The sequence below is a fragment of the Marinobacter sp. H13 genome (assembly GCF_059072335.1).
This window is the reverse complement of record NZ_JCACRU010000001.1, coordinates 560,220-586,770: the sequence shown is the minus strand read 5'-3', so window position 1 is coordinate 586,770 and position 26,551 is coordinate 560,220. Positions and strand designations below refer to the sequence as shown.

Below are 26,551 nucleotides of genomic sequence, written 5' to 3'. Positions count from 1 at the left end.
GTGCCTCGCTGGTCAGGGTGCCGGCCTCCAGTTGTTTCAGGAGCTCATGGGCCGGCTGATAATGAGTCGGGGTGTCTTGTACATCCATGGATGTTCTCTTTTTTTGTTGGTCTTAAGGCCTGTCGCCAGCGAGTCAGGGCAGCTCTGATCGCCAGTGTTTTACGTTCACCTGGTCCTTGACTGCGTCGATGATTTCGATAATCAGGTTAATCAAGGCCTCGTTCTGGGCGTCGTCGGCTTTCACTTCACCGGGTGTCGGCAGGAAAACATTCACGATGTCTTCAATGAAGGCATGATTGGAGGCTGAGGCCAGGTCTTCGAGGATCTGGTGGATCACGTGGGCAACGATGTCGCCGACCGCTTCTTCCAGGGTTTCCTGAATGGTGGGGCCCACCACCGGAAGATAGTTCAGTCGTGACAGCTCCAGGTTCTGTTTGAGGGCATTATCCACTCTGTCTTCCAGGTAGCTCCTGAGGGCTCCGCGATTGGGTACGTAGCCTTCCTGGGCCGCCTCGGCAACCCGTTTGGAAATCCAGTCGGAGAGCATGTCCCGTCGGGGATAGAGAATGTCCTTCTGGATCTTGTCGAACAGCGGAGAGCCCAGTTTGACCTCCTGCTGCACGCCGCTCAGCACCTTCAGCACAATGCGATCAGAGAGCTCTTCCATAAAGGCTTCGTAATAGAAATTCACGAAGCGGTAAATCTTGGTGTTCGTAACGTCAATGATCTTGTACTGGTGCAGTCGATAGATGATGGAGATCACACGGAGGATACGGAGGAAACGCAGGCTTCCCACCGGAATACAGCCCACCAGGTCATACCAGTGAATAAACGGGTAAAAGTACCAGCGGTCGTAGACCCTTGCCTTGATGGCGTAACCCCAGCGAACAAAGAACTCGGTCAGGAAGATGCTGACGAAGATCAGATCGTAAAAGATGAAGCGTTCGTGGATGGGGTGGTAGGCGGACTGGATGGCTGGCGCATGTTCCTTCAGCAGATCCTGAACGGCGACAAAGTTGTAGATCGAGTCCCAGATAATGAACGCCAGGTTGATAATCAGCAGGCCCAGCATGAGGAAATCAATGATGAACCAGACAAGCTGGTGGCTGGATTTCAGGTTTTCTCGATTTATCTTCAGCATTCGCCAAGGCCCGGTCTGTTGCTAAGTATCTGACAGGTTAGCTTATTTCGAGGCCACAAACGACTCGCCCTGAGGCCGGTTAACGCCGGCCGATTGGCCAACCATGGATTAACTTGACCGTCTGCCATTAAACTCCCACGCTTGAACGGAAATCCTTCTTGTTACCACCAACACTGAAATAGCCGGATGCTATCAATCTATCAAGTCGTGAATTCGGGCCGGGTCCGGCTTTTGATCTTGTTGCTCTGCTGGCTGCCGTCGTGGGTTTGCGCGCAACAGGTCGTCGTGAACATGGAGGGAGACTACCCGGATCTGAAATCAAATGCCCAGGCGTTTATCGGGGAGGTTGAAGGCCGCAGTGCCAGTAATCTCAGGCGTTATGCCCCCACGGCCGTTGGTCAGGCCGAGGAGGCATTGCGGGCGCTCGGGTATTACAGCCCGTTGATTGATTGGCGGATTGAAGAGGGTGGTTCCGACACAACGGCAACGCTCGTTCTGTCCATTACACCGGGGGAGCCGGTGCGAGTTACGTCCCGGACCGTGGAGATCAGGGGGGCAGCTGCGTCAGATGAACGGTTTAACGCCGATCTGCCAGAGCACCCGGCGGAAGGCGACATTCTCAACCACGGTCAATATGCCAGCCTGCGAGACACCATCCAGACCCGTGCCCGACGGCGTGGCTATTTCGACGGCACATTTGTTACCCGTACCCTGGAAGTGGATCCGGCAACCCGAAGCGCTGCGGTTACGCTTATCTATGATAGCGGCGAAAGGTACCGGCTCGGAGAGGTAACCTTTGCCGAGGGACACTGGTTCGAGATCGGTCTACTGGAGCAGTTCGTTTCTTTCGAGCCAGGTATACCCTTCCATGCTGATGAAGTAGCAAGGCTCAACCGGGATCTCCTGAACAGCGGCTATTTCAGCAGTGTTGATATCGATGCCTCACCGGGTAGTGCCGAGGACGGCGTGATTCCGGTCCGCGTTGATCTCACCCGGCGCGAGGCCCGCTCTGTGGCGGCGGGCGTGGGGTTTTCGACCGATGTCGGACCCAGGTTCCGTGGAAACTGGCGGGAACACTGGATCAATCCCATGGGGCACAAGCGGGGCGCCGAGACAGAACTCTCGGTACCCAGGCAGAACCTGAGTACCTGGTACGAGCTGCCCCTGGATCCGCCCATGACCGACCTGATCCGCCTGAGCGCCGGTTACCAGCGCGAGGACATCGAGAATGTGGAATCGGAACTTCTGAGCCTGGGGCAGCAGTGGCAGCATCAGTTGGATAACGGCTGGCTACAGATATTGTCGCTGCGTTGGGAAGGTGAGCGCTTTAACATCGGCAATGACGAGAAAGGCACAAGCACACTCCTGCTGCCCGGTGCGGGATACTCGAAAATACACACGGACTCGCCACTGGACCCATCCCGGGGCTATCGCCTGCAGTTCGATGTTACCGGTTCGCATCGGGCGGCGCTGTCCGATGTGGATATCCTTCATGTAAACGCACTGGTCAAGGGGCTGTTTACGCTGGCGGACAAGCACCGGTTTCTGGGTCGTCTGCAGGCGGGGGCTGTGGCAACCAACCGGTTTGAAGATGTGCCTCCATCCCTGCGTTTCTTCGCTGGCGGTGACCAGAGTGTGCGAGGGTATGGCTATGAAACCCTGTCGCCAGAGAATGATAACGGCGTGCCGGTGGGCGGACGCTTCCTGATGGTTGGCAGTGCCGAGTATCAGTATCAGTTTGCGGACAAATGGCGTGCCGCCATGTTCGTCGACCACGGCAACGCGATCAACAATCCGAGCGACCCGCTGGCCACCGGCGCTGGTGTCGGCATACGCTGGATCAGCCCGGTCGGGCCGTTGAGGCTGGACATCGCCAAAGGGTTGGATCGTGAATTTGGCGGGGATTGGCGCATTCACTTTTCCATGGGGCCTGAGCTGTGACGAGGACACCGGAAACTTCGGACGACAGGCCGCACAAGCCATCGGCACGCCCGCGCCGCCTCCGGTTTTGGCTGTTGGTAGGGCTGGCGGTATTGATTCTCGTGCCTGTCCTTGTGGTGGCCGCTGTTTTGCTGGCCCTGCGCTCTGAGACGGGAACCGCCTGGGTTATAGAACAGGTGCCAGGGCTTCAGGTGGAAAATGACCGGGGATCTCTGTTTGGTCGGTGGCAGGCCGACCACTTGCAATGGCGTGGTTACGGGGTCGAAGTGGTCGTTGAGTCGCCACTCGTGGACTGGTCCCCTTCCTGTCTGTTCCGAAAACAGCTCTGTATTGAGAATCTGGAAGCAGAGACGCTCGAAGTCTCGCAGTTGCCCCCGGCGGACAAAGCCGAAGGCGGGAGCCCCATTACACTGCCGGGCGTGGACCTGCCGCTGGCGCTGAATATCAGTGGCGTCCGGCTCGGGCCTTTTACCTTCAACGGCAACAGAGTCTGGGACCGGTTTGAGCTGGACGCCGGAGGGTCGGGCGCCGCCTGGAACATAAAGCGCGCCTGGTATCAGCTGGGTGAGTACACGGTGTCCGCCGCTGGCCGGATAGAAACCCGCCGGGACTGGCCTGTCAATCTGGAAGTCAAAGCGGACATCCCGCCGCCTTATGGAGACGAGTGGCTTCTCGACGCCCGGCTCTCCGGCAGCGTTCGGGACCTGATGGTCGCTGCATCCAGCCGTGGCTACCTGGATGCTGAACTCTCGGGGGAAGTCGAGCCGCTCGATCCGGCCCTGCCGGCACAGTTGAGGCTAACCTCGGATCAGTTCCGCGCAGCGCAGGCGCTGCCGGAGACCCTTGTGTTCAATGATTGGTCTGTGGACGCCAGGGGTAGCCTTCAGCAGGGTTTTCGCACCCGGGGGCAAGCTACGCTTCCGGGCACGACAGGCCCGGTACGGCTGACGCTGGAGGGCCTGGCGACGACTCGTGCGGCGGAGAACATCCGGATCGAGTTGGCCGCAGACAAGGAGAATGGTGCAGGGCAAGACACTGTGGTGGCCAATGGCAATGTCTCCTGGAGCGAGGGCCTCGAAGCCAGTGCCGACATCCGTTTGCGCGGATTTCCCTGGTATACGCTGATCCCGGGCTTTGAGCCGCCAGTGGTAACCCTTCGTTCCCTGGATGGCACCGTGTCCTGGCGTGAGGGGAACTACCATGCAGAGCTTCAAGCCGGTGTCGAGGGTCCCCAGGGCAACGCGGAACTGACCACCACGGTGGATGGCGATGCCGGGCAGGCCACACTGACCAACCTGACCGTCAGCACAGGCGCCGGGTCTCTTACCGGCAACGGCTCGGTGAACTTTTCCGGGCCGCTTTCCTGGCAGGCGGCCTTGCGCCTGAAGGACTTCAATCCCGGTTATTGGGTACCTGTACTGGAAGCCAGTCTCAGCGGTGATGTGACGACCGAGGGACAACTCGGGGATGGACCGGTACCTGCCATGAATGCCGGATGGGATCTTGAGGGCGACTGGCGTTCCAATCCCGCGTCTCTGCAGGGACGGCTAGATACCTCATCAGGCAGTTGGGAGCTATCCGACCTGCAGTTGTTGGTGGGTGACAACCGTATTGAGGGTAGCGGTACCTGGGGCGACGTTCTGCGTGGTGATCTGGCTCTGAACCTGCCCGCGCCGGAAATTGTCCTGCCTGGCCTGACGGGGAATCTGCAAGCCACTCTGACGGCGGAGGGAACACCAGAGCGCCCGAGGGGCGAGCTGAGTGCAAGTGGCAAAAACCTGGGCTGGCAGGATAAGCTCGCCATTGAAACCCTCAGTCTTGAGGCCGATCTGCAGGACGGCATGCGCCTTGTCAGCCGTTTGCAGGCGGAGAACCTCAACGGGTTCGGGCAAGAGCTTGAAACGCTCACTCTGGAAGCCAATGGCACCCAGGGAAAGCACACCGTGAGCATCGGTGCACGTCATGCTGAGGCTGACCTTGAGCTGGTTTTCGCAGGAGAGGCCGGCGCTGACTGGAGAACCTGGCAGGGAGAGCTGTCCCGCGGCCTGATTGACCTTCCGGAACAGTCCCAGCAATGGCGGCTTCAGGCCCCGGCGACCCTGGCATACAAAGCCGATGGTGAGCTCACATTTGGCAATCATTGCTGGCGCTGGGAGGAGAGTACGGTTTGTGCCGAGGACCAGACACTGCTCCCGGTTCCCCGCATTGCCTATCGTATCGACCGCTTCCCAACCGTTGCCCTCGCTCCCTTGCTGCCAGAGACATTACGTTGGGACGGTTGGATCAACGGAGAGGTTGATTTCACCACCACCGGCGACGGTCCGGACGGACGCCTTTTCCTGGACGCCGGTGAGGGACAATTCCAGTTGCTGGTGGACGGCGAGTGGGAGTCACTCGCCTACAATACCCTGACAACCGAGGTCGGCCTGAAGCCGAGACAAGCCGACCTTGCGGTCCGTCTTTCCGGACCCGAGCTTGGCGATTTCACGCTGGATATGAACCTGGATCCGAACTCGGACGACCGTAGCGTTGAGGGTTCCTTCAGTCTCGAGGGTCTGGATATTGCCCTTGCAGGATTGCTTTCCGGACTGGACGAAGTTGCCGGTCGGGTGAACGGCCAGGGCCTGCTCTCCGGCCCGCTGATGAACCCGGCGGTGACCGGCGAACTGCACCTGGTGAATGGACGAGTTTCCGATCCCCGCTTGCCGGTACCAATCGAGGAAGTGATCGCCAGCGTTCAGTTTGGCGGTTACTCGGCCGAGATCAGTGGCAGGATCCGGAGCAATGCGCGAAGCCAGACCATTGTGGATGGGGAAATCGACTGGCAACAGTCTCCCCGGGGGGAAATCACGATTTCCGGCAGCCGTGTGCCATTCAACCTGGAGCCTTATGCGCAGCTTGAGGTGGAGCCGGATCTGACCATCGTTTTCAGTGAGGGGGCCCTGGAGGTATCCGGACAGGTCGGAGTGCCAAGAGGCGACATCGAGATACAGGGTTTGCCGGACCAGGCCGTGTCGGTCTCGGAGGATGAGGTCATTGTCGGCGTGGAACGGGAAGAGCCCGTTGTCCGATCGCTGAATATGGATGTGACCGTGGTTGTTGGAGAAGATCAGGTGACTTTTGCCGCCTTCGGCGTGACCGGTGATCTGGAGGGATCTCTTCGCATTGGCAATGACATGGATACCCGTGGCACGCTCCAACTGGTCAATGGCCAGTATGAAGCCTATGGTCAGGAGCTCAAGCTCAGGCGGGCAAGACTGTTGTTCGTGGGCAACCTTACCCAGCCCTATCTGGACATCGAGGCCGTCCGCACCGTGGATACCGTCGTGGCCGGTATTCGTCTGACCGGCCCTGTGCAGTCGCCCCAGACGGAAGTATTCTCCAACCCCGACATGCCTCAGACGGAGGCGCTTTCCTATGTCATTCTTGGCCGGGCGCCCCAGAGCCGGGGTGATGAGGGCCAGATGAGCCGGGCGGCGCTGTCCCTGGGACTGACCCAGGCCAACAAGGTGACGGGGCAAATTGGCGAAGAGTTCGGTATTCGCCAGCTCACCCTGGAAGCGGAGGGTTCCGGCGATCAGACCTCGGTGGTGGCGAGCGGGTATCTGACGGATGAGCTGAGTGTCCGCTACGGTGTCGGCATCTTCGAGCCGATCACCACGGTCGCTCTGCGCTACGATCTGGGCCGTTACTTCTATCTGGAGGCTGCCAGCGGGCTGGCGGCCTCCCTGGATATCTTCTACACCCGGGATTTCTGAGTTCAGTCCAGCTCGAAGGTGGCGCTCACTGAGGCCCGGATTTCCCGCTCACCCACGCTCGAGACCGTATCCGACATGGATTTGGCCTCCGCCATCATCATTGGTACCGGGCGGTGCCCGCCATTGATGTTGATGGTGACTACATCACCACAGCTCTGGTCGAGCTGACTGGCCACGAATCGGCAGCGGGCCTGGGCGTCTGCGATGGCTCTGGCCAGTGCTTCCTGTTCCATACCGGTCTCATCCGAGTGGAAGAACTGGTGAGGGCCCAGGTGGTAATCCAGGCCCACAGCCTGGGCCTGCTGGAGCAGGGGGTTGAGCAGAGTAAGATCACTGATGCTGAAGCTGACGGTCTGGGAGGCGACGGCCTGCTTGCGGGGCTGCTCCTCTCTTTCAGATGCGGGCAGAGTTCGGGTGTAAAGGTTTACCGACGCGTCTGAGTAATCATTGAGCTGATCCTGATACTCGGTAATACCCTCGCGCCACTGCGCCATCAGGGCCGCTACCCGTTCGGTGGCCTTCTGGGGAAGCTCGTGCTCGGCACTGGCTGTGAACTGGAGTCTGGCGCTGTCGGGCTCGTATCGGACACTGCCCTCGCCAGTGAGCGTAACTTCACCTGCCATTGTCAGAGCAGGTACTGTGAGCGCGAGAGGGAGAATAAAACCGGACTTCAGGTTTAAACGGAGCTTTCGGTTCCGTCCGTTCATGGTAGTGCCTCCTTTGGAAACCGTTAATGGATCAGGCGTCGTCGGAATCCGGTTCCAGGCGCGCCAGTTTGTATCGGCGGGCAGCATCCACGAACTGGCCAAAGATGCGTCGGTGTCCGCCATGGTAGAGCAGGTATTCCGGGTGCCATTGGATGCCCGTTAGCCATTGGCGTCCGGTGCTTTCAATAGCCTGTACAAACAGATCATTGTCCACGGCGGTCACGCGCAGGTTGCGGCCCAGGCGCTTGATGGCCTGGCTGTGAATCCGGTTGGCGCCGATCACCGGGGAGCGCATGGCTTGCTCAAGCCGGCTGTGCGTTACCAGTCGCACGGTTTGCAGGGGCAAGAGCAGTGGGCGATGCCGGGTATTGACCCTCAGCGGTGTCACGTTCTGGCACAGGGACCCGCCGTGGAAAACGTTGATGAACTGGGCGCCGCGGCAAATCCCGAGCACGGGAATGCCAATGGCTTCAGCCTGCTCAAGCAGTGACTGATCGGTTTTATCCCGCTTGCGGTCATAGTTGGCGGTAACCTGTGGCTCCTGCCCATAACGTTCAGGATGGACGTGGGTGCCGCCTGACAGCACCAGGCCATCAAGCATCGGTACGGCAACCCGTGAACCGGGGCGAATATAGTGGGTCCGGGCACCGTGGAGGCGCAGACCCAGGCTGATCAGGCGATGGGCAAGGCTTTTTCGAGCGGGACCACTGATGCCGATCGTCAGGCCCGGAACCTCAAGTTCCTGTTCTTTGGACTCTTCAGACATACCCGTTTTTGGCCAGCCAGTCGTCAGTGGTTTCCCGCCAGCTGTGGGTCAGGTTGTGAAGATTCAGTTTGCGGCGCTCCCGGAACAGTTGCCGCATGTCGGCCAGGTCGTCGGGATTGTTGGCCAGTTGCTCCAGGACGACCCAGTCGTTCCAAACGGTTGAGAAATGCCAGCCGGGATTGTCGATGTCGCAATCCGGCAACCGGTAATGCAGGGTTGGCCTGCTTTTTATCCTGGGATCCTGAACATGGCGTTCCAGCCGTTCCTTGTCCAGGTGGGCAAACAGTGGAAGCAGGTCAAGCGCGCGATTGCGGGTAGGATTGAACTCCAGGTAATCCTCCATGAGCTCCCCGAGGTTTGGTTGATAGTTATCCTCCATCAGGAGCTCGGTGTAGCGGCCGTGCCAGGGTTCGATGTACGTAGTGAATTTGCGGCTGACGTCCAGTTGATGCCGGTGCTTGAGCCATTCATACAGGGCCGCGAACGCCTGGAAGTAACGAACCAGGGTCTCCGGGCTGAGGTCGGGCAACTCGGGATTAAGCTGCAGGCCAAACGCAAAATAGATGGCGTCCCGGCTGCCCAGTGCCCCGGCGTTCCTGAGCTTGTCGACGAGCGTTTCAATCACCTCGACGCTGGAAAACTTCAGGGGTGGGCTTATGATCTCAAGGGGTACCACGCGTTCGGCCGCGGCGTCGATCACATCCATCGCCTGTCCACCGAGTTCACGAATGGACTCGGGGAGGCGCTCATCCGCCAGATCAAGATCCTTGATCGGATCGGAATCAAGCTCAACCGTGAAGTCGCCAAGAGCTGTCTGCAAGGTTGTCACATAGCGTGACTTGAGCTCAGGTGTGCCCTCCAGCATCTTCGCCGCCAATGTAACCAGCTCATCGTAGCCCAGACCAGACAGTTCGATCTCGACGCCAACCCGGCGTTCCTTCCCTTCGTTCGTCTCTAGGATTTCAGGCATCCTGCAGGCACTGACTTGAGTCATGGTGCTCCCTGGTTCGTGAGGAATATTGCCCTAACCATATCACACCGCTGTTGATCCTTATTATTAAGCGGATGCAAGAAAATCAGGGAGCCGACTTTACACTGGATAAAACACTGTATATAGTCAGTTTACTGTATAAAAAAACAGGGCCACCGGAGCCACTCTTACGAGAGGCTGATGTTTGCAGCGGCCCGATCCCGATATAGCGGAGTAGCTTGATGAAGCTGACAGCAAGGCAGTCCCAGGTACTGGATATTATTCGCCGATACGTCGACGAGACCGGCTATCCGCCAACCCGTGCTGAAATCGCAGCAGAACTGGGCTTCCGTTCGGCCAACGCCGCGGAAGAACATCTCCGGGCATTGGCAAGGAAAGGTGCCATCGAGATGGTGCCGGGAGCGAGCCGCGGCATCCGTCTGCCTGAGGCGGAAGAGGATCTGGGCCTCCCGGTCATTGGTCAGGTCGCTGCCGGTAGTCCGATCCTTGCTCAGGAGCACATCGAGGACCACTGCACACTGCAGCCAGAATTCTTTTCGCCGTCTGCAGATTATCTTCTGCGGGTCCGGGGCATGAGCATGAAAGACATCGGTATTCTCGATGGCGACCTGCTGGCAGTTCACAGTACCCAGGATGTTCACAACGGCCAGGTGGTTGTTGCCCGGGTTGGCGATGAGGTCACGGTAAAGCGTTTCCGCAAGGAAGGCTCGAAAGTCTACCTGATTGCCGAAAACGAAGAATTCGCACCGATCGAAGTGGACCTGACCGAACAGGAGCTGTTCATCGAGGGTCTGGGTGTTGGTGTTATCCGCCGCTCTGACCTGCACTGAGCGGTTCGGATAGCCTCAGATAGTTTGAATAACGGGTGAATTATGGAACAAATGAGCTTTAATCAGAATCTGGCCTACAACCCCAATGCTCTGTCCTGTTCAGTGTCGGCAACCGCCGCCCGCGAGCGACGTTCCGTCATTCGCGCCCGACGCGCTCCGGAAACCACCGAACCCAAAGTCTGTGGCAATGTGACGGAGATCATTCTGCCGGAAGGCCAGGTAGAAAATTTCCAGCTGCTGTTGCCAATGCTGACCCAGCTGAATCAAGAGAAGCGCTGGCTGGCCTGGATCGACCCGCCCCAGGCGCTGGTTAGCAAGTGGCAAAAAATGCACGGGATTGTCGCCGGCGAATTGCTGGTGCTGCGTTCAACACCGGACTATCCTGCCCAGGACCTGGCAGAGCGAGCCCTCAGTGCCGGCACCTGTCACGCTGTGGTCATGTGGACCCGTAAACTGGGGCGAGTTGCCTTCGAATCCCTGCAAAGAGCCTCGGCCGAGGGCAATAGCCACGGCGTCGTTCTCAGGCAGCGTTAACCGATCAATGCAGAGTGTAGGAGGGCTGGGCGTCTGAGGCGTCCAGTTCGTCATCTTCCCAGTCGATATCGTGGGCAACATTGCCTACAGCCTCAATGCCAGCTGCAATCATGGCTTTGGCAACCGACATATCCCGATCTTCCATCATTTCCCGGGCTTCTTCCGAAAAAGAGATTTTTACCAGTGGCGCACTGTCATCATCAATGCGGCGCAGAGCGTAATCGCCATTGGTCAATTGCACGATTTCAAAAAACGATGGTGACATTCAATAAACCTTCAAGTTAATACGATTTGAATAACCGGAGCTGGGAGTGGCTTACCACTCGCTGTGCTGCTCTTCCAGATCGTCGGCAAAATGTTTGACGGCGGTCAGCGTTTTCATCAACGCAGCCGACGATCGATCCGGGCCGGAATCGGCCGATACCGCAATGATGTTTTCCTCGCTCACGGTTTTTTTGGTCGCCGGGGGTCTGCTTTGGGCGCGCTCGAGTTGCTCCAGATGGTTCCACCAACTCCCGGATCGCTGTTCCAGCTCCTTCAGGCGGCCAACTTCACTCGGTTCTGGCCCGATAAGAGCGACCAGCTCATCAAGGGTTGAAGGCTCCTCTGATTTTCTCTGGTATAGCCTCGCAACCATGACCAGCAACAGTTTTCGAGACCGCAGAAGCAGCTCGATCGCCCCCTGAATAGCGGCCTCCCGGCGCAGCGCCTGTTCCGCCTCGTTGGGACGTTGTTCCTGAGCCTCGTCTGTGGGCCGGTCGAGTGGCTGAAGCAGCGTGCGGGCGAGAAAGAGCTTTTGAGAAACCAGTGAGTGCCATTGCGAGGCCATGGAATACCTTCAATCCCCCAGCGCGGGTATAACCCCGAAAATTAATTCGTCACTATATCATTTTCGCTATCAAATTTCTTCCATTCTCTGTGCGGTGAGGTTTCACAATAAAACACAAACATTCACTTGAAACGACCGTTTGAATTTGGCAAAAAGGCGCCCGGCTGTGCGAGTTCTGCTCGTGGCGGCTACCCAACAGCATGAATTTCTGGAGGTGTAAGGGATGCGAAGCCAACTGGTTGCAGGTGTCGCACTGGTTTTTCTCGGGTTTTCCGGACAGGCCCTGTCCAAGGTCACGGCCGCCGAGGCCGAGCGGCTGGGTGGTGAACTGACCCCGGTCGGAGCCGAAAAGGCGGGCAACCGCTCAGGCAGCATACCCGAATGGACCGGAGGTTTGGCCACGCCGCCGGACGGCTGGCGTGAGGGGCAAGTGGAAATTAACCCGTTTCCCGAAGATGAAGCTCTTTTCGTTATTACCTCCAACAACCTGGAGCTATACAGGGACAAGCTTTCAGACGGTCACATTGCCATGCTGGAGAAGTATGGGCCCGACTTCTTCATGCCGGTTTACCAGACCCGACGGACTGCCGCGTTTCCCGAGCACGTCTACGACAAATTTCGTGAGAACGCGCTGACAGCGCAGTTGCTGGACAATGGTAACGGCGTTCGTGTCACCATCATGACCAGTCCCTTCCCGATTCCAAAAAATGGTCTGGAGGTTATCTGGAACCATATCCTGCGCTATCGGGGCGAAGAAATTTCCCTGCGTAGTGCCTCTGCAACGCCCCAGAGGGATGGCTCCTACAACCCGGTGGTCAATGATTACGACTACTTCTTCGCATACAGCCAGAGGGGTGCGGAGCTGGCGGAAATCGATAACAAGATTTTTTACCTGAAGACGGACACTGTCTCACCGTCGTCACTGGCCGGCACCATCACGCTGGTGCATGAAACGCTTGACCAGGTGCGGTCGCCGCGTCTTGCGTGGCGGTACGATTCCGGTTCCCGTCGTCTTCGCCGGTCGCCCAACCTGGCCTACGAAACCGACCTGCCGAATTCATCCTCGCTGCGGTCCGTCGACCAGAAAGACATGTACAACGGTGCGCCTAACCAATACGACTGGGAGCTGAAAGGCAAGCGCGAGCTGTTCGTGCCTTACAATGCCTACAAGCTTCACGGGCCGGAAATCGAAGCCGACGACGTGATTCGTCCGGGCCATATCAATCAGCAGCTTACCCGCTACGAGCTGCATCGGGTTTGGGTTGTCGAAGCGAAACGCCGTACCGGTATCAGCCACATATATGACCGCCGCGTGTTTTACTTGGATGAAGACAGCTGGCAGATCCTCGCGTCCGAGGAATACGATGCAGAGGGGAATCTGTGGCGTGTGTCGGAAGCTCACAACATCAGCTATTACAGTGAGCCGGTATTCTGGACTACCATGGAAATGACGTACGACCTGAAGGCGGAGCGTTATTACATTGATGGGCTGGATAATGGATTCCCGGCGTACGATTTCGCCCCGGGGTTCCGCGGCAACGAATTTACTGCCTCCGCCGCCCGTCGTGCCGCTCGCCGCTGATTTCCAAGGAGACTGACATGGCAGACCCGCAAGCTCACCTGGACCACCTGGATAGACTGATGGGGGATCTCGGTCGCGCCCTGGCCGAAAAGGACTGGGACGCGATGGCGGGGCTGAACGAGCAGGTGAAGCCGGCAGTCGAGCCGCTGATGGCTGCCCTGGAAGCGGGAGAGGTTGATGCGGAGCCGGTGAGGCTCCGCTTGCAGGAACTACAGCAGTTTATTGACGCCGCCGATGAATCGGCCCGAATGGCCCGCAAGGAGGCGGAAGATGGGCTGAAGGGTGTAAACAGGAACCGGAGTGCGGCGAAGGCCTACCAGAACGTTTCTTCGAATCGACCAAAATAGCGTCATAAAATTGACTCTGGGGTTCTTACAGTCTTAAATACCGCACAAATCCCCCAAGAGATTCGGTTGAATGTCTAAAAATAACAAAGTGCTGGTGCTGAGCGAGGATGATTCAAGATTGCGGGACATAGTCACCATTCTTGAGTTCATTGGCGAGGAGCAGGTCCTTGCCGGCGATGAAGCCAGGGCACTTTTGAGTAGTGGTGATGAGGAAAGCCTTTCAGATATCGCAGTCGCGGTGGTGAATGGCGAGGATGCAGGAGTCACCGAGGCGATCAACGCTGTCTGTGATGCCGTTCAGGGCGTACCGTTTCTGGTTGTCGGTCACCCTGAGCTCAAGGGGCTGTCCGATGAGACCAGCGGTCGCATCATTGCTCGCATGGAATGGCCGCTGAATTACACGAAGTTCGTTGATTCGCTCTACCGGGCCCAGATCTATCGGGATCAGTTCAGCCGCTCCCGGGAGCGTGGCCAGCAGCGCGGTTTGCAGCTCTTTCGGAGCCTTGTGGGAACCAGCCGAAAAGTCCAGCAGGTACGCCAGCTTATGGAGCAGGTGGCGGATAAGGACGTCAGCGTTCTCATTACCGGTGAGTCCGGTACCGGCAAGGAGGTGGTCGCCCGCAACCTGCATTACCATTCTTCCCGTCGTGATAAACCATTTGTTCCGGTCAACTGTGGCGCCATTCCGGCGGAGCTGCTGGAAAGCGAGCTGTTCGGCCATGAAAAAGGGGCCTTTACCGGAGCCATCACGGCCCGGGTAGGGCGCTTCGAGATGGCCGAGGGGGGCACTCTGTTTCTCGATGAGATCGGGGACATGCCGCTCAACATGCAGGTCAAGATTCTCCGGGTTCTGCAGGAGCGCACTTTCGAGCGGGTGGGAAGCAATCGCACCCAGTCTGCAGATGTGCGGGTAATCGCCGCCACCCATAAGCACCTGGAAGACATGATTGAATCCGGGGATTTCAGGGAAGACCTCTATTATCGCCTGAATGTGTTCCCCATCGAGATGCCGGCCCTGCGTGACCGGGTGGAAGATATTCCCCTCCTGATTAACGAACTCATTTCCCGGATGGAAAAAGAGAAGCGTGGATCGCTGCGGATGAATTCAGCGGCCATCATGAGTCTTTGCCGGCACGACTGGCCCGGTAACGTGCGTGAACTGGCGAATCTTGTCGAACGCCTGTCGATCATGCATCCCTATGGTGTAATCGGCGTGCAGGAGCTGCCCAAGAAGTTCCGCTACGTTGACGACTATGATGAGAATCGCCCGGTGGAGGACACGGGTATGCCTTCCGGTATTCCTGGCCTGGTGGGCCTGGATGCCCCGGCATTGCTGCCGGTGAACGGTATCGACCTGAAGGATTACCTCTCCAACCTCGAGAAACAGCTGATCCAGCAGGCGCTCGACGAGGCCGGCGGCGTTGTGGCCAGGGCTGCCGAGAAGCTGCGGATCCGACGCACTACTCTGGTAGAGAAGGTTCGAAAGTACGGGCTGCGGGAAGAGGAATCTGAGGAGTCCTGAGCAGGATCGCCCGGAATTTAGAGCTCCCTGAACGGCGTCAAAGGTTCGTAACCTGAGGCGCCGTTTCCGTTTCTGACCGACGTAAAATTGTCATTCTACTCTTTCAAGAATCTCCTTGCCTTTGAAATATATAGAAAAAATCAAGTTGGCACGTTGCTGGCTTACAAACCTGCAAACGAAGTATCCGAACTATGAGGTCCGAACCGACGGGCCGATCGGGGAGTCAGGTTATGAGTCAGGCACAATTTGTTCTTCAGTCCGGCGCGGGCGGCACAAAGACCAACGCTGCGGCGGACGTCAATGACAAGGTTACCGCCCTGTTTCCGGAACAGGACGATGAGGCGGTGGATACCGCCCTGGAATTGTTCAACCGGATGTCGCGGCAGATCACTGACTCCTACCGGACCCTCGAATCCCGGGTCAACCAGCTTTCCGGCGAGCTGAACCAGGAATCGCTCCAGCGTCAGCAGGAGCTTGAAGAAAAAGAGCAGCTGGCAGATCGTCTGTCCACCTTGCTGAACGCACTGCCTGCCGGCGTTGTCGTTCTGGATAGCCAGGGCGTGGTAACGCAGACCAACCCGGCAGCTATTGCGCTTCTGGGGGAGCCCCTTGACGGTGCCCGCTGGGTTGATGTCATCCATCGCTGCTTTGCGCCCCGGCGGGACGATGGCCACGAAGTATCTCTGAAGGATGGTCGCAGGGTCAGCATCGAGATCCGGACCATGGAAAACCAGCCCGGCCAGTTAATCCTGCTGACAGACCTAACCGAAACCCGGTACCTTCAGGCGCAGCTGGCACACGCCCAGCGCCTGTCTGCCATGGGCAAGATGGTTGCGTCTCTCGCTCACCAGATCCGTACTCCGCTGTCCGCGGCCATTCTTTACGGTGGTCATCTGAGCCAGGAGGACCTGGACGAAGAAATGCGCCAGCGCTGTGCTTCCCGCCTGATGTCGCGCCTGACCCACCTGGAACAGCAGGTGCGGGATATGCTCATTTTCGCCCGGGGCGAAACCCGGCTGGCCGAGGAGTTATCTGCCGACAAACTGGTCTCGGCACTGGCATCGGCAGTCGAGGGGCTGAAGCCGGCTCCGGGCGCGACAGTGAAGCTTGAGAACAAAATCTCCAGCGACTGCCGGCTGATGTGTAATCGGGATGCCCTAGTTGGCGCCTGTACCAATCTGGTGAATAACAGCCTGGAGGCCGGCGCTCGCCATGTGGCGGTTCGGGTAACCGAGGAAACCGGGGAACTGGTCATCCGGGTTGTGGACAACGGCCCAGGTTTTGAGCTCTCGGACGCTGCCCGGCTGACCGAAGCTTTTTATACAACCAAGTCCCATGGCACGGGTCTCGGCCTTGCAGTGGTTCAGGCCGTTATCAAGGCGCATCAGGGACGGTTTTCCATTGAATCGCCGGAGCAGGGCGGTGCTGTAGCCACCCTGCGTTTGCCGCAATTACGTAACAGACACTGATCGGAGGCAACCATGGCCAAGGCCCAGATTCTGATTGTTGAGGACGACCATGACCTGCGTGAAGCGCTGGTAACCACCCTCGAACTGGCAAAATTCCGGGTTCGGGAAGCATGCAATGCCAGCGAAGCCCTTGAGCGACTGGCCGAGGCTCCGGTGGATATGGTGGTCAGTGATGTCAACATGCCGGGTCTGTCAGGGCACCAGCTTCTGGCAGAGGTGCAGCGGCTGTACCCGGGCCTGCCAATGATGCTGATCACGGCCTATGGCCAGATCAGCGATGCGGTATCCGCCATGCAGGCCGGCGCTATCGATTATCTGGTGAAGCCATTCGAACCGCGTTTCCTGGTGGATGCCGTCAGCAAGGTTGTTGGCGGCGGGCGTGAGAAAGCCAGTGATGAACCGGTGGCAGAAGACCCGATCAGCAAGCGGATGTTCCAGCTGGCGACCAAAGTGGCCGGCAGCGATTCCACCGTCATGATCTCGGGGGAAAGCGGAACTGGCAAGGAAGTCCTTGCCCGGTTCATTCACCAGCAGTCCCCGCGGTCAGAGCAGCCATTCGTGGCGATCAACTGTGCTGCAATACCGGAAAACATGCTGGAGGCTATCCTGTTCGGTCACGAGAAAGGTGCCTTTACCGGTGCCGTCGCCTCCTCGCCCGGCAAATTCGAGCAGGCCAACGGCGGAACCATTCTGCTGGACGAGATTTCGGAGATGGATCTGGGGCTTCAGTCCAAGCTCTTGCGGGTATTGCAGGAGCGGGAAGTGGAGCGGGTTGGTGGTCGCAAGACCATCAGCCTGGATGTCCGTGTTGTAGCGACCACCAACCGGGATCTGGCGGATTACGTTCGCGAAGGCAAGTTCCGGGAAGACCTCTATTACCGTCTGACAGTGTTCCCGATGCACTGGCAGCCGCTCCGGGAGCGGCCGCTGGATATCATGCCACTGGCTACTTCGCTGCTTAAAAAGCATTGCCGCAAAATGAAGCTGACCGGGATTACCTTTGCCCAGGACGCAAAAAGTGCGCTTATGAATCATCAATGGCCGGGGAATGTGCGGGAGCTGGACAATGCCATCCAGCGAGCGCTGGTGCTGCACCAGGGAAATGTCATTCACTCTGGCGATCTGTGTCTGGAGCTGGGCATCACCGGCCGGCCGGACCTTCGCAGCGCGGCGCCGGTTTCGATGACCGAAACCGTTGCCAACATAGCAGCGGGCGAGCCGGATATTTCAGACTCTGGCTTTTCCCCCCTAGACGAACCTTCTCATTTGCGCAGTGACGAGCCGGAGGGCGCGGTTTCGCTGGGAGATGATCTGAGGCAGCAGGAATTCCGTATTATTATTCAGACACTCCGGAAAGAGCGTGGGCGTCGCAACAGGGCCGCGGAGCAATTGGGGATCAGCCCCCGCACGCTCAGGTACAAGCTGGCCCAGATGCGCGACGCCGGAATCGATCTGGACGCCGAAATGGCCTTGGTCTGACCCCCTGCAAGACGAACTCCTTCATTGGCACCCCTCGGGGTGCCGTTTTTTTATCTTCGATTCCCCATGCCGGTGGGGGCACCCTGCCCGTCGTCAAAAGTCCGTCATGGAACTTTCACGACTCCGTCCTTTTATCCGTAACCTTCTGATATTTTTATCTAAAAACTACTTGGCCTGCCAATTGCTTCACCGGAGCTAAGATTATCCCAAGAGCAATTCCGTCCCTGGGAGGGCGGAGCCAGGAGAGAGTTATGGTTCAGCGTGCCGACATCAACAGTGTTTTGTCCGATATCCGGTCCCTGCGTTCACAGATGATGCAGAACCAGCGGGTCGAGCAGGATCAATCGGTTCGTGGTCGCATAGACGGCCCTCGCCAGGTTCAGGAAACCCAGGAGACGCCCAGCTTCAATGACATGCTTAGCAACGCGGTGAACAACGTGAACGACCTCCAGAAAACGGCTGGGGATCTGCGAACCGCCTACGACATGGGCGATCCGAACGTAGACATCACCCGTGTGATGATTGCCGCCCAGAAATCCTCTGTCTCCTTCGAAGCGCTAACCCAGGTACGTAACCGGGTGGTTCGGGCCTACGAAGACATTATGAACATGCCGATCTGATAACGGAGCAGAGTCATGGCCAGCGTACCTGCAGAAACCAATGCCTCCAACATGCCCGCAGCCCGGGAGGGAGACGCGCCAGAGAGCCGTAGCGACCTGTTCATGGGGTTCAACCGGCTCAACCTGCTGCGCCAGATCGGGCTTATGGTGGGGCTTGCCGCCAGCGTGGCGCTGGGGCTGGCGGTCGTGCTCTGGGCTCAGGAGCCGAACTATCAGCCGGTGGTGGGTGATCTTTCATCCTACAATCCCCAGGATGTGACCACCATCCTCGAAAGCAACGGTATCGACTACAAGATGGATCCGCGCACCGGCGCATTACTGGTTCCCTCGGATCAGGTCTACAACGCCCGTTTGAAGCTGGCGGCCGAAGGTGTCACCGATCGTCAAACCATGGGCTACGAACTGCTGGACCAGGAACGTGGTCTCGGCACGTCCCAGTTTATGGAAACCATCTCATACCGGCGCGGGCTTGAGGGTGAGCTTGCCCGCACCGTTGCCAGCATGCGTGGCGTTCGGAATGCCCGTGTGCACCTGGCTATCCCGGAGCGCTCTGTCTTTGTTCGCGATGCCCGTGATCCCTCTGCCTCGGTGTTTCTTGAAGTTTTCGCTGGTCGCCGGCCAGAACAGGAACAGATTAACGCTATTGTGAATCTGGTTGCCGGCAGTGTTCCCATGATGAGCAAGGAACACGTAACCGTTGTCGATCAAAACGGCAATCTGTTGACGGGCAAGCAAAGTCAGAGCGGTGCGGATCAGATGGCGGACCAATACGAATACACCGCCAAAGTCGAGGAGCGTCTGACACGTCGGGTTGCCTCTCTCATCGGACCCATCGTGGGTGATGGCCGCTATCGTGCCGAAGTGTCGGCGGATCTCGATTTCTCCTCGGTGGAGCAGGCACAGGAATTGTTCAACCCCGAACAGCAGGCGGTGCGCAGTGAGCGTGAGCTGACCGAACGGCGCACTGCCGGCGCACAGGGCGGCATTCCCGGTGCGCTGGCAAACCAGCCGCCGGCTAATGCTACGGTGCCAGAGCAGGCTGCCGGTGGTGATGGTGAGCAGGCGGCGCCAGCACCGGTCAACGTGCGAAGTGAATCCACGCGGAATTATGAAATGGATCGTACTGTCAGCTACCGACGTCAGGAGCTGGGCAGAGTCAAGCGGGTGACCGTGGCTCTGGCGGTGGACGACATGAAAGTAGTGGATCCACAAACGGGCGAAGTCAGCTACGAGCCCTGGCCGGAGCAGGAGCTGCAGCGGCTCAGCATGCTGGTTAGGGACGCTGTGGGCTATTCAGCTGCCCGGGGTGACAGTGTTACGGTGATGAATACCGCATTTGCGCAGGAAGAATCCGTTGAATTCGAGGCTCCGGCGTTCTGGGAACAGCCCTGGTTCTGGGAACTGATGAAGCAAGTGCTCGCAGGCCTGGTGATTCTGGTGCTCGTGCTGGGGCTGCTGCGCCCAACGCTTAAAAGCCTGTCCGGCGGTGGCCAGCGGGAACGCGGCCTGGATTCCGGCTCCGGCAGTGGCGGTGGTTACGGGGGCCTGGATGACATCGAGGGTGGAGATGAGCTCCGCAAGGCCATGTCCGCTCAGGATGATCTGCTTTTGCCGGGTGCCACAGACGGTTATGATAGGCAGCTGAACGCATTGAAAGGGTTGATTGCCGAAGACCCGGCGCGGGTCGCACAGGTAATGCGCCAGTGGGTGAACGTCGATGACTGAGCAAGCCAATCAACAGGGTGGCGGTGAGCCATCAAAGCCGCAGCGGAAAATTCCGCGTGTGGAGCAGGCTGCGATTCTGCTCATGTCACTGGGCGAAGCGGATGCCGCAGAAATCCTCAAGCATATGGGCCCCAAAGAGGTCCAGCGTGTGGGCGTGGCCATGGCCCAGATGAAGGATGTCAGCAAGGACGAAGTGACCTACGTGATGAACCACTTTGTTGATGCCGTAGGCGGGCAGACCGGGCTTGGCGTAGGCAATGACGAGTACATCCGGACGATGCTCACCCAGGCGCTCGGCGACGACAAGGCATCCAGCCTGATCGATCGCATCCTGATTGGCGGCAATACCACCGGCCTCGATACTCTCAAGTGGATGGAGCCCCGGGCCGTTGGCGACATCATTCGCTACGAACACCCGCAAATCCAGGCCATTGTTATTTCCTACCTGGATCCGGATCAGGCCGCTGAAATTCTTGGCACCCTGGATGAGAAGGTCCGCCTTGATGTGATGATGCGTGTTGCGTCACTGGAGAGTATCCAGCCCCAGGCCTTGCAGGAACTCAACGATATCCTGGAGAAGCAGTTCTCGGGTGGCGCCGCCTCCCAGACCAGCCGCATTGGCGGGGTCAAGCGGGCAGCGGACATCATGAACTTCATGGATCGGAGCATCGAAGGCAATCTGATGGATTCCATAAAGGATATGGATCCGGACCTTGCCAGCACCATCGAAGACCTGATGTTCGTGTTCGATAACCTAAAGGAAGTGGACGACCGCGGAATCCAGGCGCTGTTGCGGGAAGTGTCCTCGGAAGTGCTGGTGGTGGCCCTCAAGGGCGCCGACGAGGAGGTTCAGAACAAGATCTTCAAGAACATGTCCAAACGCGCTGCGGAATTGCTGCAGGATGATCTTGAGGCCAAGGGGCCGGTCAAGGTCAGCGAAGTTGAATCCGCCCAGAAAGACATTATCACCATTGCACGCCGTATGGCCGAGGCCGGTGAAATCTCCCTCGGCGGTGCCGGCGAAGAAATGATGTGATGAAAGATTCCACCCGTGACGTCAATCGCATTCCCAAGGAACAGCTGACCGCCTATGAACGGTGGGAGCTGCCCCTGCTGGATGCCCGTGGCAATGAAGTAGCGCGGGAAGAGGAGCGCGAGGTCAAGCCCCTCACCGCCGCCGACATTGACGAGATTCGCGAGGCGGCCCGGGAAGACGGCTATAACGAGGGCCGGGAACAGGGTTACCAGGATGGCCTGAAGGCCGGCAAAGAGGAAGGCCACCAGGAGGGGCTGGAAACCGGCCTGGCAGAGGGCAGGGAGCAAGGCAAAAGTCAGGGCTACGACGATACCCGCAAGGAAATCGAGACCAAGCTTGACCGTCTCGAACATCTGCTCGGTGAGTTGCTGCTGCCGATCAAGCGCCACGAGGACGAACTTGAAACCTCTCTGGTCAACCTGACCACGGTTCTGGCCCGGGCGGTGGTCTATCGTGAACTGACCATCGACTCCTCCCAGATCCGTCACGTGGTTCGCCGCGCCATGGAGGCGCTACCCTCCACCGCGGAAAACATCCGCATCCATATAAACCCGGAAGACTGTGAAATGGTTCGCGAGGTGACCGCCCGCCTCGAAGCGTCCGCTTCCGTCATTGAAGACGCCAGTATTCTGCCCGGTGGCTGTAAGGTGGAAACCCGCCACAGCCTGGTGGATTTCACAGTTGAGAAACGTTTCCAGCGGGCCGTGCAGAGCATGCTGGACCAGCAGATGAGCGACAGTGAGGGCGGAGAAACCGAGGAACTGGACTCCATGATGGAAGACTTGACCGGTTTCCATCGGGACGTGCTGGATTCCCCGGAGACCGGGGATTCCTCAGACGATCCGAAGCCGGCGCAAAATACAGGTGACGGTGATGACCTCGAGCCTCGCTGATCGCCTCAACCGCTTTCAGGAGTTTCTGGGAAGCGAGCCCGAGCCTGAACTTTCCGGCCGACTGACCCGCATGGTGGGCCTTACCCTCGAATGTGTCGGCTGCCCCATGGTGGTCGGTGACCGCTGTGTCATTTTTGGCCAGAACACCGGTAATGTTGAGGCGGAAGTGGTGGGCTTTGAGGACGACCGGGTGTATCTGATGCCCCTGACAGCAATCGAGGGGCTCAAGCCCGGTGCCAGGGTTGTGCCTCTGTCTGCCGCAAGCCGGGTGCCGGTTGGCCCCCAGCTGCTTGGCCGGGTGGTCGATGGCAGTGGCGAGCCCCTGGACGGAAAAGGCCCCTTGCAGGCCGAAGCCCGCGTGGCGCTCACCGGCGATATTATCAACCCGCTGAACCGCGCCCCGGTGCGGCAGTCGATGGATGTGGGTATACGGGCGATCAATGCGTTGATGACCGTCGGCCAGGGGCAGCGCCTGGGTCTGTTTGCCGGCAGTGGCGTGGGCAAGAGTATGTTGCTGGGCATGATGACCCGCTTTACCGATGCCGACATCACCGTGGTGGGCCTGATTGGTGAGCGGGGCCGCGAGGTAAAGGAGTTTATCGAAGACATCCTGGGCGAAGAGGGCCTTTCCCGCTCGGTGGTGGTGGCCGCGCCCGCGGACGATTCGCCACTGATGCGGTTGCGCGCCGCCATGCTGACCACCCGGATTGCCGAGTATTACCGGGATCAGGGCAAACGCGTGCTCCTGTTGATGGATTCCCTGACCCGTTACGCCCAGGCCCAGCGGGAAATTGCCCTGGCCGTGGGTGAGCCGCCGGCGACCAAAGGCTACCCGCCCTCGGTATTTGCCAAACTGCCCCAGTTGGTGGAGCGAACCGGCAATGGTCGCCCCGGAGGTGGTTCTATCACGGCGTTCTACACCGTACTGACCGAAGGCGATGACCAGCAGGATCCGATTGCAGACGCTGCCCGGGCGATTCTGGATGGCCACATCGTACTCTCCCGCCGGCTTGCCGAAGAGGGACACTACCCCGCCATTGATGTGGAAGCGTCGATCAGCCGGGTGATGCCGCAGGTAACCGAGACCGAACATTTTTCCAGGGCCCAGCGATTCAAGCAGGTGTACTCACGGTACCAGCAGGCCCGGGATCTGATCTCTGTCGGCGCTTACGTGAAGGGTTCCGATCCCGAGACCGATTTTGCCATCACTCACATCGGTAATATGCGCCAGTTCCTGCAGCAGGGCCTGAATGAGAGTGCACCACTGAAGGAAAGTGTTGACCAGTTGCTGGCGGTGGTGCCAGAGCGTCGATCCCCCGATCGGCGTAAGTCGGCCGTGCCGAATCCGGCAGCTGGCGGCGGAGGTGATGCCTGATGCTGCGTTCCCGGCGTCTGGAAGTGGTTCTTTCCCTGGAGGAGCGCAAGGAGCAGGAAGCCCTGGAGCGAATGGGAGAGGCCAGGAAGCTGGCGGAGCAGCAGCGCGAACAGGTCCAGAACCTGAATCGCTACCAGCAGGAGTACCGGGATCAGATTCGCAACAGCCAACAGGGGATTGTGCAGGTGTCCAGGCTCCAGGCGTGGCAGGCCTTTATTGCGCAACTGGATCAGGTAATCCGGCAGCAACAGACGCAGCTGGAGCAGGCGGAAAAGGTCTTCGAGGCGCGCAAAAAGGAATGGCAGCACGCCTGGGAGCGCCGGCGTGGCATGGAAAAATACATAGAAACCTGCCGCCAGCAGGAGCAGAGGGAGCAGGATCTCCGGGAACAGAAGCTTTCGGATGAGGCCGCGGGGCGGGCTTTTAACCAACGTCGACGCTGAATCTTGCTCCGCATCAAGCAAATACAGATGCAAAATCAGACCACTCAGCTATCCTTACCGGATGTAGGGCTGGTAGTACACGCCGGTCAAATGCTGCTCTTGATAGCCCGGGAGGTTTTGGAATGCCGATCCAGACGCGCCGCGATGATGACGGTCAGACTCTTGTTATCAGGATAGAGGGGCGTTTCGACTTCAGCACCCATCAGGCGTTCCGTGATGCTTACGAGCACGGTGATCCGCACATCCGGAATTACATTGTGGATCTGTCTGACACCACCTACCTCGATAGCTCGGCGCTGGGAATGCTGTTGTTACTCCGTGATTATGCCGGAGGTGACAGTGCCGGAATCGTCATCGAAAACTGCAATAACGATGTCCGTCGTATCCTTTCAATCTCCAATTTCGAGCAACTTTTCAATATCCGCTGATGCTCGCGGACTGCCGGAGTACTCATGGATGATTCCGTTGCAGAACATAGCCGTCCCCTGAGAATACTGATCGCTGACGATTCAGACAGCGATCGCCTGATCCTCAAAACACTGCTGAAGCGACTGGGGCACGAAGTCCTTGATGTGGCAAACGGACTGGACGCGGTCTCTGTTTTCCAGCGGGAGGCGCCGGATCTGGTGCTGCTGGACGCCCTGATGCCGGTCATGGATGGCATGGAAGCGGCCCGTCAGATCAAGCTCCTGGCTGGCGAACGGCTGGTCCCCCTGATTTTCCTGACCTCCCTGTCTGAAGCCGGTGCCCTGGCCCGATGTCTGGAGGCCGGTGGCGATGACTTCCTGGGAAAGCCCTATAACCGGATCATCATTGAAGCCAAGATCAAGGCTTTCAACCGAATGCGATTGATGCACCGGGCCCTCTCGGATCAGCGGGATCTCATTCGTGAGCGCAACCGACAACTTACCGAAGAGCAGGAAATCGCCAAACGGGTCTTCGATAACGTGGCTCATTCCGGCTGCCTGGATGCCTCCAATATTCGTTATCACGCTTCGCCCCTGTCCATTTTCAATGGTGATGTGTTGTTTGCCTCGCCCCGGCCGGCGGGCGGGATGCTGATCTTCATGGGGGATTTCACCGGCCATGGTCTGCCGGCTGCCATCGGCGCCATGCCTGTAGCCGAGATCTTCTACGGCATGGCCAATAAGGGTTTTAACGGCCAGGACGTGTTGCGCGAGATCAACCAGAAACTCAAACGGATTCTGCCGACGGGCATGTTCTGCTGTGGCGCCATGATTGAGGCGGATTTCAAACTTAATCAGTTGCAGATCTGGAACGGCGGTCTGCCGGATGGCTGGCTGATCCGGACCACCGGAGAACTCCTGGCATTGCCATCGCGGCATCTTCCCCTCGGTATCCTTGCACCAGATCAGTTCAATGCCGATTTCGAGAGGGTTGGTGCCGCCCCTGGCGACAGAGTGCTGATGATGACCGACGGCTTTCTGGAATCTGCCGACAGCGCCGGCAACGTGTTCGGTGAGCAGGGCGTTACCGGCACGCTTGACCGGCTGGACGATGGGGACCATCCGTTCGATGCCATGATGTCCGCGGTTCACCGGTTCACCGGCAACTTTGAGGATGGCGATGACCTGACGCTCTGTTGTCTGGAAATGATGGACGAGGCGGGGCTGGCTACCCTGCCAGATCGTGCCGCACCGTCTGCTCTTGCCGGGCCGGCGGAATGGCGCTGCAGCTATGAAATCCGGGAAAGGACCCTCGGAGAGTTCAGTCCCCTGCCTCTGTTGCTTCATATCTGTATGGAGGTGCCGGGTCTTCGACGGAAGAGCGGCGAAATCTATACCCTGCTGGCGGAACTCTACAACAACGCGCTGGAGCACGGTGTTCTGGAACTCCCGTCAGAATGGAAGCACTCACCGGAGGGCTTTGGCCGCTACTACGCGGAGCGCAATCGGCGCCTGGCCAACGTGGAGGGTCACTACATCCGGTTCACACTGCACCATTCCCTGAAACCGGATGGAGGTCGGCTTCGTGTTATCTGTGAGGACAGCGGCCAAGGGTTTGATTTTCACAATCATCCCAGCGTGGCCCCCGGTAATTCCCCAACCATGAGCGGGCGCTATGCAGGGCGGGGCCTGCTGCTGTTGAAACGTCTGGCGGAGACCATCAGGTTTCATGAACAGGGCAATCATGTTGAAATTGTCTACGATTGGCAGTTCGCCCGTACAGCGGAGAATCGAGATGACTGATAAACCACACCTGGACGAGGAGGCACTGGCTGAGCTTCGAGACGTCATGGAGGACGAATTCGAAGTGCTGATACAGACCTATGTTGCAGATTCCCGCGACAGGATTCGGGGATTGCAAGAAGCCCTGAGGGCTGACGATAGTGACGCCTTTGCCAAGACGGCCCATAGCTTCAAGGGCAGTTGTATCAATATTGGCGCCCCACGACTTGGCGATCTCTGCCTGAGGGCGGAAATCGCAGGAAAGGAATCCCGGCTGGACGATGCCTCGGGATTACTGGATGACATCGCCCGGGAATTCGAACAGGTAATCGCAGGCCTGGATGGCTTGATGGTGGGGTGAATCAGGTCTATTC

General features: G+C 58.6%; 24 protein-coding genes. 18 read left to right on the top strand and 6 right to left on the bottom strand.

All coding sequences use genetic code 11. The features are described from left to right. Positions 1-133: 133 nt before the first annotated feature. The gene (locus tag AC5JQH_RS02750) at positions 134-1,141 is read right to left on the bottom strand and encodes a hypothetical protein (RefSeq protein WP_273071271.1); all 1,008 of its coding nucleotides are present in this window, start codon (positions 1,139-1,141) and stop codon (positions 134-136) included. Between the two features lie 291 nt (positions 1,142-1,432). Here AC5JQH_RS02750 and AC5JQH_RS02745 point away from each other — a divergent pair, with 291 nt between their 5' ends. After that, positions 1,433-3,082: an autotransporter assembly complex protein TamA gene (locus AC5JQH_RS02745; protein WP_008177438.1), complete on the top strand. Its 1,650-nt coding sequence runs from the start codon at positions 1,433-1,435 to the stop codon at positions 3,080-3,082. Beyond that, complete coding sequence (locus tag AC5JQH_RS02740; RefSeq protein ID WP_493805250.1) at positions 3,079-6,840, top strand: translocation/assembly module TamB domain-containing protein; 3,762 nt, start codon at positions 3,079-3,081, stop codon at positions 6,838-6,840. Before AC5JQH_RS02745 ends, AC5JQH_RS02740 begins: the two co-directional genes overlap by 4 nt. A gap of 2 nt (positions 6,841-6,842) precedes the next feature. On the opposite strand, the gene AC5JQH_RS02735 is transcribed toward AC5JQH_RS02740, so the two are convergent. The 3 genes from AC5JQH_RS02735 to AC5JQH_RS02725 are packed head-to-tail and all read right to left on the bottom strand — an operon-like array spanning position 6,843 to position 9,307. Next, the gene (locus AC5JQH_RS02735; RefSeq protein ID WP_014577645.1) at positions 6,843-7,547 is read right to left on the bottom strand and encodes an SIMPL domain-containing protein; all 705 of its coding nucleotides are present in this window, start codon (positions 7,545-7,547) and stop codon (positions 6,843-6,845) included. Between the two features lie 31 nt (positions 7,548-7,578). Continuing rightward, positions 7,579-8,313 (bottom strand): gamma-glutamyl-gamma-aminobutyrate hydrolase family protein, encoded by a 735-nt coding sequence (locus tag AC5JQH_RS02730; protein ID WP_008177443.1) that lies wholly within the window; start codon positions 8,311-8,313, stop codon positions 7,579-7,581. Beyond that, complete coding sequence (locus tag AC5JQH_RS02725; protein ID WP_053112503.1) at positions 8,306-9,307, bottom strand: amidoligase family protein; 1,002 nt, start codon at positions 9,305-9,307, stop codon at positions 8,306-8,308. Before AC5JQH_RS02725 ends, AC5JQH_RS02730 begins: the two co-directional genes overlap by 8 nt. Before the next feature lie 215 nt (positions 9,308-9,522). Here AC5JQH_RS02725 and lexA point away from each other — a divergent pair, with 215 nt between their 5' ends. Together lexA and AC5JQH_RS02715 are read left to right on the top strand one after the other, a co-directional pair. Further along, positions 9,523-10,134: a transcriptional repressor LexA gene (gene lexA, locus AC5JQH_RS02720; RefSeq protein ID WP_008177448.1), complete on the top strand. Its 612-nt coding sequence runs from the start codon at positions 9,523-9,525 to the stop codon at positions 10,132-10,134. A gap of 42 nt (positions 10,135-10,176) precedes the next feature. After that, positions 10,177-10,668 carry a cell division inhibitor SulA gene (locus AC5JQH_RS02715; RefSeq protein ID WP_053112501.1) on the top strand — a complete coding sequence of 164 codons (492 nt, stop codon included), beginning with the start codon at positions 10,177-10,179 and terminating at the stop codon, positions 10,666-10,668. 4 nt (positions 10,669-10,672) lie between these two features. Here the strand turns inward: AC5JQH_RS02715 and AC5JQH_RS02710 are convergent, their stop codons facing one another. Both AC5JQH_RS02710 and AC5JQH_RS02705 read right to left on the bottom strand, forming a co-directional pair. Beyond that, on the bottom strand, positions 10,673-10,933 hold the full coding sequence (locus AC5JQH_RS02710; RefSeq protein WP_008177453.1) for a hypothetical protein: 261 nt from the start codon (positions 10,931-10,933) through the stop codon (positions 10,673-10,675). A gap of 51 nt (positions 10,934-10,984) precedes the next feature. Further along, positions 10,985-11,497 carry a DUF6586 family protein gene (locus AC5JQH_RS02705; protein WP_008177455.1) on the bottom strand — a complete coding sequence of 171 codons (513 nt, stop codon included), beginning with the start codon at positions 11,495-11,497 and terminating at the stop codon, positions 10,985-10,987. 223 nt (positions 11,498-11,720) lie between these two features. Here AC5JQH_RS02705 and AC5JQH_RS02700 point away from each other — a divergent pair, with 223 nt between their 5' ends. The 14 genes from AC5JQH_RS02700 to AC5JQH_RS02635 all read left to right on the top strand — a co-directional run bounded on the left by AC5JQH_RS02700 (position 11,721) and on the right by AC5JQH_RS02635 (position 26,538). Then, on the top strand, positions 11,721-13,079 hold the full coding sequence (locus AC5JQH_RS02700; RefSeq protein WP_493805249.1) for a DUF1329 domain-containing protein: 1,359 nt from the start codon (positions 11,721-11,723) through the stop codon (positions 13,077-13,079). 17 nt (positions 13,080-13,096) lie between these two features. Further along, on the top strand, positions 13,097-13,426 hold the full coding sequence (locus AC5JQH_RS02695; protein ID WP_008177459.1) for a hypothetical protein: 330 nt from the start codon (positions 13,097-13,099) through the stop codon (positions 13,424-13,426). A gap of 70 nt (positions 13,427-13,496) precedes the next feature. Continuing rightward, a complete protein-coding gene (locus tag AC5JQH_RS02690; protein ID WP_424007464.1) occupies positions 13,497-14,948 on the top strand; it encodes a sigma-54 dependent transcriptional regulator in 1,452 nt (483 codons plus the stop codon). Positions 14,949-15,178: 230 nt separating this feature from the next. Next, on the top strand, positions 15,179-16,417 hold the full coding sequence (locus AC5JQH_RS02685; RefSeq protein WP_493805248.1) for a sensor histidine kinase: 1,239 nt from the start codon (positions 15,179-15,181) through the stop codon (positions 16,415-16,417). A 12-nt stretch (positions 16,418-16,429) separates the two neighbouring features. Continuing rightward, positions 16,430-17,896, top strand: a complete 1,467-nt coding sequence (locus tag AC5JQH_RS02680) for a sigma-54-dependent transcriptional regulator (protein WP_008173057.1) — start codon at positions 16,430-16,432, stop codon at positions 17,894-17,896. A 251-nt stretch (positions 17,897-18,147) separates the two neighbouring features. Continuing rightward, positions 18,148-18,516, top strand: coding sequence for a flagellar hook-basal body complex protein FliE (gene fliE, locus AC5JQH_RS02675; RefSeq protein ID WP_008173058.1), 369 nt, complete (start codon positions 18,148-18,150; stop codon positions 18,514-18,516). Between the two features lie 15 nt (positions 18,517-18,531). Next, on the top strand, positions 18,532-20,241 hold the full coding sequence (fliF, locus tag AC5JQH_RS02670; RefSeq protein ID WP_493805247.1) for a flagellar basal-body MS-ring/collar protein FliF: 1,710 nt from the start codon (positions 18,532-18,534) through the stop codon (positions 20,239-20,241). Continuing rightward, entirely contained in the window at positions 20,234-21,277 is a 1,044-nt protein-coding gene (gene fliG, locus AC5JQH_RS02665) for a flagellar motor switch protein FliG (protein WP_273071293.1), read from the top strand. The genes fliF and fliG overlap by 8 nt, the downstream gene beginning before the upstream one ends. Beyond that, the gene (locus AC5JQH_RS02660; protein ID WP_273071295.1) at positions 21,277-22,170 is read left to right on the top strand and encodes a flagellar assembly protein FliH; all 894 of its coding nucleotides are present in this window, start codon (positions 21,277-21,279) and stop codon (positions 22,168-22,170) included. The genes fliG and AC5JQH_RS02660 overlap by 1 nt, the downstream gene beginning before the upstream one ends. Next, positions 22,151-23,545, top strand: coding sequence for a flagellar protein export ATPase FliI (gene fliI / locus AC5JQH_RS02655; protein ID WP_053112489.1), 1,395 nt, complete (start codon positions 22,151-22,153; stop codon positions 23,543-23,545). The genes AC5JQH_RS02660 and fliI overlap by 20 nt, the downstream gene beginning before the upstream one ends. After that, positions 23,545-23,988 (top strand): flagellar export protein FliJ, encoded by a 444-nt coding sequence (gene fliJ, locus AC5JQH_RS02650; RefSeq protein ID WP_008173065.1) that lies wholly within the window; start codon positions 23,545-23,547, stop codon positions 23,986-23,988. The genes fliI and fliJ overlap by 1 nt, the downstream gene beginning before the upstream one ends. A gap of 122 nt (positions 23,989-24,110) precedes the next feature. Beyond that, positions 24,111-24,416, top strand: a complete 306-nt coding sequence (locus AC5JQH_RS02645; RefSeq protein WP_053112487.1) for an STAS domain-containing protein — start codon at positions 24,111-24,113, stop codon at positions 24,414-24,416. A 24-nt stretch (positions 24,417-24,440) separates the two neighbouring features. Beyond that, positions 24,441-26,198, top strand: a complete 1,758-nt coding sequence (locus AC5JQH_RS02640; RefSeq protein ID WP_491713222.1) for a PP2C family protein-serine/threonine phosphatase — start codon at positions 24,441-24,443, stop codon at positions 26,196-26,198. Further along, positions 26,191-26,538 (top strand): Hpt domain-containing protein, encoded by a 348-nt coding sequence (locus tag AC5JQH_RS02635; RefSeq protein WP_008173068.1) that lies wholly within the window; start codon positions 26,191-26,193, stop codon positions 26,536-26,538. Before AC5JQH_RS02640 ends, AC5JQH_RS02635 begins: the two co-directional genes overlap by 8 nt. Positions 26,539-26,551 lie beyond the last annotated feature (13 nt).

Bases quoted from the DNA above. Each gene is read 5' to 3' on its own strand.
- fliE (WP_008173058.1), top strand. From the start codon at position 18,148: ATGGTTCAGCGTGCCGACATCAACAGTGTTTTGTCCGATATCCGGTCC.
- AC5JQH_RS02745 (WP_008177438.1), top strand. From the start codon at position 1,433: ATGGAGGGAGACTACCCGGATCTGAAATCAAATGCCCAGGCGTTTATC.
- AC5JQH_RS02715 (WP_053112501.1), top strand. From the start codon at position 10,177: ATGGAACAAATGAGCTTTAATCAGAATCTGGCCTACAACCCCAATGCT.
- AC5JQH_RS02695 (WP_008177459.1), top strand. From the start codon at position 13,097: ATGGCAGACCCGCAAGCTCACCTGGACCACCTGGATAGACTGATGGGG.
- fliG (WP_273071293.1), top strand. From the start codon at position 20,234: ATGACTGAGCAAGCCAATCAACAGGGTGGCGGTGAGCCATCAAAGCCG.
- AC5JQH_RS02710 (WP_008177453.1), bottom strand. From the start codon at position 10,933: ATGTCACCATCGTTTTTTGAAATCGTGCAATTGACCAATGGCGATTAC.
- AC5JQH_RS02680 (WP_008173057.1), top strand. From the start codon at position 16,430: ATGGCCAAGGCCCAGATTCTGATTGTTGAGGACGACCATGACCTGCGT.
- AC5JQH_RS02645 (WP_053112487.1), top strand. From the start codon at position 24,111: ATGCCGATCCAGACGCGCCGCGATGATGACGGTCAGACTCTTGTTATC.
- AC5JQH_RS02690 (WP_424007464.1), top strand. From the start codon at position 13,497: ATGTCTAAAAATAACAAAGTGCTGGTGCTGAGCGAGGATGATTCAAGA.
- AC5JQH_RS02750 (WP_273071271.1), bottom strand. From the start codon at position 1,141: ATGCTGAAGATAAATCGAGAAAACCTGAAATCCAGCCACCAGCTTGTC.
- fliJ (WP_008173065.1), top strand. From the start codon at position 23,545: ATGCTGCGTTCCCGGCGTCTGGAAGTGGTTCTTTCCCTGGAGGAGCGC.
- fliI (WP_053112489.1), top strand. From the start codon at position 22,151: ATGACCTCGAGCCTCGCTGATCGCCTCAACCGCTTTCAGGAGTTTCTG.
- AC5JQH_RS02725 (WP_053112503.1), bottom strand. From the start codon at position 9,307: ATGACTCAAGTCAGTGCCTGCAGGATGCCTGAAATCCTAGAGACGAAC.
- AC5JQH_RS02640 (WP_491713222.1), top strand. From the start codon at position 24,441: ATGGATGATTCCGTTGCAGAACATAGCCGTCCCCTGAGAATACTGATC.
- AC5JQH_RS02635 (WP_008173068.1), top strand. From the start codon at position 26,191: ATGACTGATAAACCACACCTGGACGAGGAGGCACTGGCTGAGCTTCGA.
- AC5JQH_RS02705 (WP_008177455.1), bottom strand. From the start codon at position 11,497: ATGGCCTCGCAATGGCACTCACTGGTTTCTCAAAAGCTCTTTCTCGCC.
- AC5JQH_RS02660 (WP_273071295.1), top strand. From the start codon at position 21,277: ATGAAAGATTCCACCCGTGACGTCAATCGCATTCCCAAGGAACAGCTG.
- AC5JQH_RS02685 (WP_493805248.1), top strand. From the start codon at position 15,179: ATGAGTCAGGCACAATTTGTTCTTCAGTCCGGCGCGGGCGGCACAAAG.
- AC5JQH_RS02700 (WP_493805249.1), top strand. From the start codon at position 11,721: ATGCGAAGCCAACTGGTTGCAGGTGTCGCACTGGTTTTTCTCGGGTTT.
- AC5JQH_RS02735 (WP_014577645.1), bottom strand. From the start codon at position 7,547: ATGAACGGACGGAACCGAAAGCTCCGTTTAAACCTGAAGTCCGGTTTT.
- AC5JQH_RS02730 (WP_008177443.1), bottom strand. From the start codon at position 8,313: ATGTCTGAAGAGTCCAAAGAACAGGAACTTGAGGTTCCGGGCCTGACG.
- fliF (WP_493805247.1), top strand. From the start codon at position 18,532: ATGGCCAGCGTACCTGCAGAAACCAATGCCTCCAACATGCCCGCAGCC.